The sequence below is a fragment of the Rhizobium sp. PEPV16 genome, assembly GCF_008919455.1.
Lineage (GTDB): Bacteria > Pseudomonadota > Alphaproteobacteria > Rhizobiales > Rhizobiaceae > Rhizobium > Rhizobium leguminosarum_Q.
In genome coordinates, this window is the sequence record NZ_VSZV01000256.1 from 1 (window position 1) to 7,368 (window position 7,368).

Consider the following 7,368-nt stretch of genomic DNA (forward strand, 5'->3'; position numbering starts at 1 on the left):
GAGGGCCTGCGGCAGCGGGTTGGCCGCGCCTGCGGGCAAGCTGTCGAGACCCGCTGGGATGATCGGCGGCACCTCGCGCGTCAGTCGGCCGCCGGTAAAGAGCAGCAGATTGACGGCGTTGCCGAGGATGGCGATGCCGAGCATGATGCGGATCGAGAATTTCGACAGCATTAGATAGATGGCGGCGGCGAAGAACAGACCGACGAGGATCGCCAGAAGCGGCTCCATCATTCCACCTCCTTTTCCTCGAGCGCCAGTGCGATCGAGGTGATGGCGCCGAGCACGACAAGATAGACGCCGACATCGAAGAGCATGACGCTGGACAGCGGCACCTCGGCGCCGAAAAGCGTCGGATAGATCCAGAGGCCGGTCATGAAGGGAACGGCAAACAGGATGGAGAGAAGACCGGCCACGGTCGACAGCAGCAAGCCGAAGCCGGCAATCGACAGCGGATGGAAAAACAGCGCCCGGCGAACGGCGCCAACGCCGCGGGCAATGCCGTAGATCGCTAGTCCCGAGGCAGCGATCAGCCCGCCGATGAAGCCGCCGCCCGGCTCGTTATGGCCGCGCAGCAGCACGAAGACGGAAAAAAGCAGCATCAGCGCGGTGAGAAACGGGGCGGCGGTGCGGAAGATGAGGGTGTTCACGCGCTCAACCCTCCGCCGCGGGATCGTTGGCGGCAAGCTTGCGCTCGCTGCCGGCGCGGATGCGGATCAGCGCCAGGATGGCAAGACCGGTGACCGCGACGACGGCGATTTCGCCAAGCGTGTCGGTGCCGCGGAAATCGACGATGATGACGTTGACGACATTGGCGCCGTGGGCGATCGATTTGGAATAGGTGTTGAAGAAAGCCGTCAGCGCGTCGTTGAACGGTGCCTCGGTTGCCCGCATCAGCAGAAGCGTGAAGCCGAGGCCGCAGGCAAGCGCCAGCGCGCCGTCGAAGAGCTTGCGGCCGAGCGGCCGCTGATCGTCGGGCGAGAGACGAAGCCTGGTCATGACCAGGGCGAGAATCACCACCGAAAGGGTTTCGACCATGAACTGGGTGAAGGACAGATCCGGCGCGCCGAACAGCAGGAAGATGATGGCGACGGCGAAACCCTGGATGCCGAGCGAAACGATCGCCGTCAGCCGGTCGCGGGCGACGAGCACGGCGGCCAGGCCGAAGGCGGCGATCAGGAAGACCGCCCATTCATGCAGCCTGACATCGGTCGGCCAGGCCGGCAGACGCGGCAGCTCGCCATAGACGACGAGCGGGACGATGAGGATGGCGGCAACGCAGAGGAAGGTGCAGGTGACGTAGATCTCCAGCCGCCCCGGCTGCAGCACACGCATGACGCGGCCGGAAAAGCGGACAAGGCCCGATACAGCGACATCAAAGCCATGGTCCGGCCCAGGTCCGGCCGCGCGCAGGAAGACGGCCATCAGGAAACGGGCACGCGCGAGTTGCCAGTAGACGCCGATACCGAGCAGCACGGTCAGGGCGGAGAGCGCCAAGGGCAGGCCGATATGCGGCGTCAGCGAAATGTCGATTTGGACGGGTGTCTGGCGGATGGCGGATGCGATCGGCGAGGACAGGACGGTATGGGTAAAGCCCGGAAAGATCGCCGCGAGCAGGCCGAGGACGGCGAGAAAGGCCGGGCCGAGCCAAAGCAAGACGGGGGCTTCGTGCGGAGGTTTCGGCGTCTCCACCGGCTGGCCGAGGAAGGGTTTCAGCGCCACGGCGAAGGCGACAGCAAACATCAGCGCATTGCCGAAGACAGTGATGGCGGCGAAAGTAATCGTGCGGACATCGCCGCCGACGAGTGCGGTATAGATCTCCTCCTTGGCCAGGAAACCGAAGAAGGGCGGCAGGCCGGCCATGGAGAAGGCCGCCGCAAGCGCGATGATCCAAGTGAGCGGCATCGCCCGCATCAGGCCACTGAGCCTGGTGATATCGCGCGTGCCGGTCTCGTGATCGATGATGCCGGCGACCATGAAGAGCGCGCCTTTGAAGAGGGAATGTGCCACCAGATAGAGTGCTGCCGCCTCCACTGCATGGTCAGAGCCGAAGCCGATCAGCATGACGAGCAGGCCGAGCGAGGAGACGGTGGTATAGGCGAGCTTGAGCTTCAGGTCGGTCTGGCGGATGGCAAGCGCGGTGCCGACCACCAGCGTCAGCCCGCCGAAGAAGGGCAGAAGGATTTCCCAGGCAGGGGTTGCTCCCATGACGGGGTTGAGCCGCATCAGCAGATAGACGCCTGCCTTCACCATGGTGGCCGAATGCAGATAGGCCGAAACCGGCGTCGGCGCCTCCATGGCGTTCGGCAGCCAGAAATGAAAGGGAAACTGCGCCGACTTGGTGAAGGCGCCGCCGAGGACCAGGATGAGCGCAGCCAGATAGAACGGGCTTTCGCGCACGATATCGCCGGCGCCGACGAGCCGCGACATCTCAGTGACGCCAGAGATGTTCCAGAGCAGCAGCAGGCCGGCCAACAGGCAGAGCCCTCCCCCGCCGGTCACAACAAGCGCCTGCAGGGCGGCGCGGCGAGCCGCCTCACGCTCGTGATCGAAACCGATCAGCAGGAAGGACGTGATCGACGTCAGTTCCCAGAAAATGAAGAGCATCAGGAAACTGTCGGAAACGACGACGCCGAGCATCGCGCCCATGAAGAGGAAGATGAAGGAGAAGAAGCGGCCCTGATCCTTGTGTCCTTTGAGGTAGCCGCCGGCATAAAGCACGATCATGGTGCCGATGCCGGTGATCAGCAGCGCGAAAGCCAGCGACAGGCCATCGAGGAACCAGGAGAAAGAGAGATGATAGCTCGGCACCCAGGAATAGCCGCCTGTAACAACCTCGCCGCGCGCGATCTGAGGAATGAACCGCAGGAAATGCAGGAAGGCGAGCAAGGGAGCGATCGCCAGGAGCCAGGCACCGTTTGCGCCGAAGGTGCGGATGACGAAGGGAGCAGCAAGAGCGCCGGCGAGCGGCAGACACAGGGCCAGAAATGTCAGAGCCGTGACATCGGCCATGTCTTCTCCTCTACTGGATAACGCCTTAAACCGGAATCGATTCAAGGAATGAAATTATGCAGCAATTCAAAGCGGTACAGCATCCTTTGCGCCTGAAAAGACGCGCGACACCGGAAAGGCAACAGACGAAAGCCGGCGAAAACCGGCCTGTCTTCTGACTTAGGCGAAACGAGGGAGTGTCTCAAGCGATTTCGGCCGGTCCGGCGAAGCAGGCGATCTTCGAAGCCGATCAGGCCGTCGATCGGGAAAGACGCGTCAGCAGCCGGGCGATGCAACCGTGCAGGATGAAGACCAGAAGCGTCAGCGGCCAGAGCAGGCAAGCGAGGAGCCCGGCGAGACGATGAAGCGTCAAGCCGTCATGGTTGGCCCAGCCTTCCAACAGTGTGACCGCCATGGCTGCCACAGCCACAAGGCCGTAGAGCAGGACGATTGCTGCCTCAAACACCAGTGATTCTCCAATGCACGCAACATTAACCCTAACAGAAAACCCCTAACGGATGTAAAAGCAAGCCTCTTCCCCCAATTGGGTATGCGGCCAATCTCATGGCGCGCCGCGGGAGACTTGATGAAGTGAACGCGGCGCACCACATTTTCTCGCGAAACGGAACCCGCCCCTCTGCGAAAGGAGCACCTCATGTCCGAAACTGCGACCACCGCCAAGATCCACAAGACCGACGCCGAATGGAAAGAGCAGCTCACCCCTGAGCAATACCGCATCACGCGCCAGCACGGCACCGAACGCGCCTTCACCGGCCCCTACTGGGATTCGTTCGAGACGGGGCTTTACCGCTGCGTCGGCTGCAACGCGCCGCTTTTCCGCTCCGACACGAAATTCGATGCCGGCTGCGGTTGGCCGAGCTATTTCGAAGCGGTGTCACCCGAAGCGGTGATCGAGCATCGCGACACGACCCACGGCATGGTGCGCACCGAAATCCGCTGCGGCAGCTGCGACGCCCATCTCGGCCACGTCTTTCCGGACGGCCCGCCGCCGACCGGCCTGCGCTATTGCATCAACGGCCACTCCATGGTGTTCGAGCCTGGGAAATAGGCCTGAACCTGCGATCGGCATCTGCCGATCCCGCGGCCATGAGGAGACTGAGCGCGACGGAAATTTCCGTGCCACCATGGACGACATGGTAGCGGCGGCCGCCAGGTGGTCGGCCGCCGCCCTCGTTTCGATCAGCTTCTGATGGCGATGCGCCTGACCTGTGACTGCGCCTTTTCGGTCTTGGGCAAGGTGACGGTCAGGACGCCGTTCTTGAAGGTGGCGTCGACCTGATCTTCCTTGACCTCGGTCCCGAGTGGGATGCGTCGCTCGAAGCGGCCATAGTAGCGCTCCGAGAACTGCTTCTCCTTGTCTTCCGTCTCCGAACGCTTTTCGCCCTTCAGCGTCAGAACGCCATCATCGAGAATGACCTCGATGTCCTTTTCCTCAAGGCCGGGGACTTCAGCCGTCACCTTGATTTCCTTATCGGTGTCGGAGATCTCGACACTCGGCCAGCCGGCACCGAAACCGCTGGCGCCCCGCAGTGACGGCAGGCCAGAGCCGAAGCTGCGGAAAGCATCGTCGAACAGCCGGTTGACTTCGCGATGGAGCGACAGGAAAGGATCATGGTCGTCCTCGCGGAGGAGACTCGGAACGTGGTGGCCGTTGTTGCGGCCCCAAGGAATCAAATCACGAACACTCATGGCTTACTCCTTTCTGGTGGTTCTTGGGCATTCCTGACTGCTCAGGCTGCCTGCGTCTCGGCCTCGATCTGCTTGGTCTCGGCCTTCGGCATTGCATTTCCAGTTCCGATCTCGATCTGGCGCGGCTTCATCTCTTCAGGAATTTCACGCTTGAGATCGATGGTCAGCAGACCGTTGACGAGGCCGGCATCCACGACCTTGACGTGGTCGGCCAATTCGAACCGACGCTGGAAGCTTCGACCAGCAATGCCGCGATGCAGGTATTGAACATCTTCGCCGTTCGCCTTCTGCCCTGAGACGACGAGCATGTTCTGCTCTTGGATGATCGCCAGTTCGTCCTGCGAGAAGCCCGCCACTGCCATGGCGATGCGGTATTCGTCCTCGCCGGTTTTGACGATATCGTAAGGCGGCCAGTTGTCGATTGTCTCGGCGCGGCTTGCAGCCTCGAGTGCGTTCAACATCCGCTCGAAGCCGACGCTCGACCGGATCAGGGGAGAGAAATCGAGGTTTGTCCTCATGGCCATATCCTCCTTACAAGCAACATGGATACAGGAGACGCCAAGAGCGACAGGCGTCTCCTGGACCTGTCGATCCCTGCTCGGCGATCGACAATACTGATATAATTCAGCAGTTTACCGTTTCAAGAGGAGAGAATTTCTCAGCGAAAAATTGCTTTCTTCGAAGGCACCACCATATCTGGGCTGAGCTTGAGAGAGGAGAAATGGTTATGACAATGACTTCAAAGGACGTCATCGCCGTCCTCGGGCCCGCCGATGAAACGCTCGTGGCCGAGGTCATCGCGACAGGCGCCACCCAGGCTGAACTCGCCGAGGCATTTGCGTGGGCCAGCAACGACGAAGCCTTGATGGGTGAAGGCCGGCCTCTGCCAACAGGCAGGGTTGCTGCGCTTGTTGATCTGCTGAGTTCGGATGAAGAGGAACCGGAATAGGAAAGGCGGATGACCCGCCTCCCCCACCGATCCGTCATGCTATCGTGAGCACCTGAACATTGCCGTGGCGATCCATTACATCGACCACGACCTGGCGTCCCGACCGGCGAATGGCGACGTCAGCCGAGCCATTACCGATCAACAGGCCGCTGCATTCCGTTCGCTATAGCCACCAGCGGCTGATCGGACCGAACGAATGGCGTCGCGTCACGGGCGAGTTGCTATTGCACTAAATCGAATCCGACCGTCCCCCAGCCAGATCGTTGCGTGCCCGCCAGCCATTGTTGCCCATAGGGCCTTACCAACCGCTCGGTTATCGCGCGAAAGCCCCAATCAATCGTGATCGGCAGGGCATGGCCAGGTCGAGGGTGCCGAAAGGCCTGCCGGTAGCTTGGTCGAGGCATCGCCGCAGGCAAGGTCGATCTGCGCCTGTTCGAGCCCGGCGGCGCCCGAGAGGTCGAGGCCTTCGATGCGGGTCAGGAACATGAAGGCGCGCTCGAAGGTCGCCGGGCCTTCGAAGGTGGCCTTGGAGAGATCGGCGCGGGAGAGATTGGCGAAAGAGAATTTCACCCCCGTCAGCACCGCCTTGTCGAAATCGGCGCGGCCGAGTTCAGCCTTTTCGAAGCTCGCGCCGGAGAGCTGGGCGCCGGCGAAATTGGCGCGCTGCAGCTCGGCGCCAGCAAAGGAGGCGCCCTCGGCGGCGACATTGGCGAAGCTGGATCGGTAGGCCTCGATCTTGGCGAAATTGGCGCCTTCGGCGTGTGCGCCCTCCAGAGAGGCGCGCACCAGTGTCGCTTTCTCCAGATTGGCGGATTTGACGTTGGCGCCGGCGAGATCGGTCAGCGAAAAATCGGTGCCGACGAGATTGGCGCCTTCGAGATCACTGCCCTGTAGCATCAGGTTTTTCTTGGTGCATTCCTGCCAGTCGAGCTTCGGCTCGGCCAGACTGCTGCAATCGGCGGCCCGTGCGGCAATTGGCGGAAATGCCAGAAGGACGAGGGCAAGGAGACCGAGCGACGATCCGTGCATTGCCATTGAACAGTTCACCCCCATGACGCTTTCAGGCCGCCTTTCGCGAAGCAGCCTTCCATTTTCTTACACAGCTCAGACTACAATAAAAAGATGGCGCGCGCCGTTCACAATGGATTGCGGTCCGGATTTGCCAGGCAGGCGGATCAATCCACCTTGCCGGGCAGGCGAAGCTCCATGCAGGTGAGGTCCAGCCAGCGGCCGAACTTGGTGCCGACTTCGGAAAATCTGCCGGCGATGCGGAAACCAAGTTTTTCGTGCAGCCTGATCGAGGCTGCGTTCTCAGCCTCGATGCCGGCAATCATCACATGGATATTGCCGGCCGCAGCACGCGTGATCAGCTCCCGCATCAGGCGCTCGCCGATGCCCGCACCGCGGCAATCCTTGTCGACATAGACGGAATGCTCGACCGTGTGGCGGTAGCCGTCGAAAGGCCGCCAGTCGCCATAGGAGGCATAGCCTGCGACCTTGCCCGATAGTTCGGCGACGATGATGGGAAAGCCGCGCGCCTTGCGCGCCTTGAACCATTCCAGCCGATTTTCGAGATCGACCAACGTATCGTTCCAGATCGCCGTCGTGTGCTCGACGGCGTGATTGTAGATATCGCGAATGGCGGAAAGATCGGCTTCGGTGGCGTCGCGGAGGAGGACAGCGTCTGTCATGATGCTCGGGTTCATATTGTTTGCGAGGGT

General features: G+C 61.7%; 10 protein-coding genes and 1 pseudogene. 3 read left to right on the plus strand and 8 right to left on the minus strand.

The genetic code is table 11. The annotated features are described in order from the left end of the window. The 4 genes from FY112_RS10095 to FY112_RS10110 all read right to left on the minus strand — a co-directional run. Positions 1-228, minus strand: a 228-nt coding sequence (locus tag FY112_RS10095; RefSeq protein ID WP_181018195.1) for an NADH-quinone oxidoreductase subunit K, incomplete at its 3' end; no start/stop codon positions are given. Next, positions 228-647, minus strand: a complete 420-nt coding sequence (locus FY112_RS10100) for a Na(+)/H(+) antiporter subunit B (protein WP_017959625.1) — start codon at positions 645-647, stop codon at positions 228-230. The genes FY112_RS10095 and FY112_RS10100, both read right to left, overlap by 1 nt. Positions 648-651: 4 nt before the next feature. Beyond that, entirely contained in the window at positions 652-3,009 is a 2,358-nt protein-coding gene (locus FY112_RS10105; protein ID WP_017959624.1) for a putative monovalent cation/H+ antiporter subunit A, read from the minus strand. A 229-nt stretch (positions 3,010-3,238) separates the two neighbouring features. Beyond that, positions 3,239-3,454: a hypothetical protein gene (locus FY112_RS10110; RefSeq protein ID WP_017959623.1), complete on the minus strand. Its 216-nt coding sequence runs from the start codon at positions 3,452-3,454 to the stop codon at positions 3,239-3,241. A gap of 189 nt (positions 3,455-3,643) precedes the next feature. Between FY112_RS10110 and msrB the strand changes: the two genes are divergently transcribed. Further along, positions 3,644-4,057, plus strand: a complete 414-nt coding sequence (gene msrB / locus FY112_RS10115; RefSeq protein ID WP_017959622.1) for a peptide-methionine (R)-S-oxide reductase MsrB — start codon at positions 3,644-3,646, stop codon at positions 4,055-4,057. 131 nt (positions 4,058-4,188) lie between these two features. Here msrB and FY112_RS10120 read toward each other — a convergent pair whose 3' ends face one another. Further along, a complete protein-coding gene (locus FY112_RS10120) occupies positions 4,189-4,698 on the minus strand; it encodes an Hsp20/alpha crystallin family protein (protein ID WP_151518313.1) in 510 nt (169 codons plus the stop codon). Positions 4,699-4,739: 41 nt separating this feature from the next. After that, positions 4,740-5,216: an Hsp20 family protein gene (locus tag FY112_RS10125; protein WP_027665108.1), complete on the minus strand. Its 477-nt coding sequence runs from the start codon at positions 5,214-5,216 to the stop codon at positions 4,740-4,742. Positions 5,217-5,425: 209 nt separating this feature from the next. Between FY112_RS10125 and FY112_RS10130 the strand changes: the two genes are divergently transcribed. Continuing rightward, entirely contained in the window at positions 5,426-5,647 is a 222-nt protein-coding gene (locus tag FY112_RS10130; RefSeq protein ID WP_017959619.1) for a hypothetical protein, read from the plus strand. Positions 5,648-5,784: 137 nt separating this feature from the next. Next, positions 5,785-5,880 (plus strand): annotated as a pseudogene (locus FY112_RS10135) (aspartate-semialdehyde dehydrogenase); the annotation flags it as partial. Positions 5,881-5,980: 100 nt separating this feature from the next. On the opposite strand, the gene FY112_RS10140 reads toward FY112_RS10135, so the two are convergent. Beyond that, entirely contained in the window at positions 5,981-6,682 is a 702-nt protein-coding gene (locus FY112_RS10140) for a pentapeptide repeat-containing protein (RefSeq protein ID WP_131708464.1), read from the minus strand. Positions 6,683-6,822: 140 nt separating this feature from the next. Then, the coding region (locus tag FY112_RS10145; protein WP_281408453.1) for a GNAT family N-acetyltransferase at positions 6,823-7,368 on the minus strand (546 nt) is incomplete at its 5' end.

Bases quoted from the DNA above. Each gene is read 5' to 3' on its own strand.
- FY112_RS10105 (WP_017959624.1), bottom strand. From the start codon at position 3,009: ATGGCCGATGTCACGGCTCTGACATTTCTGGCCCTGTGTCTGCCGCTC.
- msrB (WP_017959622.1), top strand. From the start codon at position 3,644: ATGTCCGAAACTGCGACCACCGCCAAGATCCACAAGACCGACGCCGAA.
- FY112_RS10140 (WP_131708464.1), bottom strand. From the start codon at position 6,682: ATGGCAATGCACGGATCGTCGCTCGGTCTCCTTGCCCTCGTCCTTCTG.
- FY112_RS10130 (WP_017959619.1), top strand. From the start codon at position 5,426: ATGACAATGACTTCAAAGGACGTCATCGCCGTCCTCGGGCCCGCCGAT.
- FY112_RS10120 (WP_151518313.1), bottom strand. From the start codon at position 4,698: ATGAGTGTTCGTGATTTGATTCCTTGGGGCCGCAACAACGGCCACCAC.
- FY112_RS10125 (WP_027665108.1), bottom strand. From the start codon at position 5,216: ATGAGGACAAACCTCGATTTCTCTCCCCTGATCCGGTCGAGCGTCGGC.